Below are 880 nucleotides of genomic sequence, written 5' to 3' on the forward strand. Positions count from 1 at the left end.
GCGGGCAGGACGATGAAGAGCGTGATGAGCAGCGCAGAGGGGCCGAGCAGGAGCGCGACGAGGGGCAGGTTCGAGCGCGCGCTGCCCGATCCCGGCGTACACGGCGGCGATGAGCAGCTCGAACGCCTGGAGCACGGCGAGGACGAACGGGTCGTCGCGCCGGCCGTGCTCGCGGCGGCGGACCACGTCGGCGGGTGCGGCGCGGACGTCGCGCAGGACGACCGTGTGGCTCTGCGTCGCGCGCATCCCGAGCGTGTCCCAGTCGGGCACGATCTCGAGGCCGGGCGCATCGCGCGGCACGAAGGCGTGCACGAGGAGCGGGCGCTCCGGATCCGTGTCGTCGCGCCCGAAGAGCCCGAGCCGCGTCCAGGCGGGCGCCATGCTCGACGACACCTTGGTGCCCGTGAAGCGGTACCCGCCGTCGTCATCGGGCGCGGCCACCGTGAGCGCGTCGGCGAGGGCCTGGTCGTTGCCGGGCTCGCTGATCGCGAAGGCCAGCAGCTCCCCGCGGCCCGCGTCCTCGAGGACGCCGCGGAGGGAGTCGTCGCCGCGGTCGGCGAGGATCCGCGCGACGGCCGTCCAGACGAGGTGCATCCCGACCCCGAGCGCGGTGGCGGGCGCCGCCTGGGCGAGGAGGTGCTGCGCGCGCACGGCATCGGCGAGCGACGCGCCCGACCCCCCGAGGTCGCGCGGCACGAGGAGGCGGAGGTGGCCGGCGTCGCGCAGCTCGTCGAGGTCCTCCGCGAAGAAGGCGTTGCGGGCGTCGTAGTCGGCGGCGCGGGCGCGGATCCGGTCGAGGAGGGCGGCGTCGAGGTGCGCGAGCGGATCGCGCGGGTCGGCCGGGGCGGCGGGCGTCATGCGCCCAGTCTCCCCCGCCGGC

Annotated in this window: 1 protein-coding gene; it reads right to left on the minus strand. The window is 76.6% G+C overall.

What is annotated here, in order from left to right; all coding sequences use genetic code 11:
* Positions 1 to 858 (minus strand): acyl-CoA dehydrogenase family protein (locus DZG00_RS15890; RefSeq protein WP_233550177.1); only part of this gene is annotated, 858 nt, incomplete at its 3' end.
* Between the last annotated feature and the right edge of the window lie 22 nt (positions 859 to 880).

The sequence above is a fragment of the Clavibacter lycopersici genome (genome assembly GCF_003576405.1).
In the GTDB taxonomy this organism is placed as follows: Bacteria; Actinomycetota; Actinomycetes; order Actinomycetales; family Microbacteriaceae; genus Clavibacter; species Clavibacter lycopersici.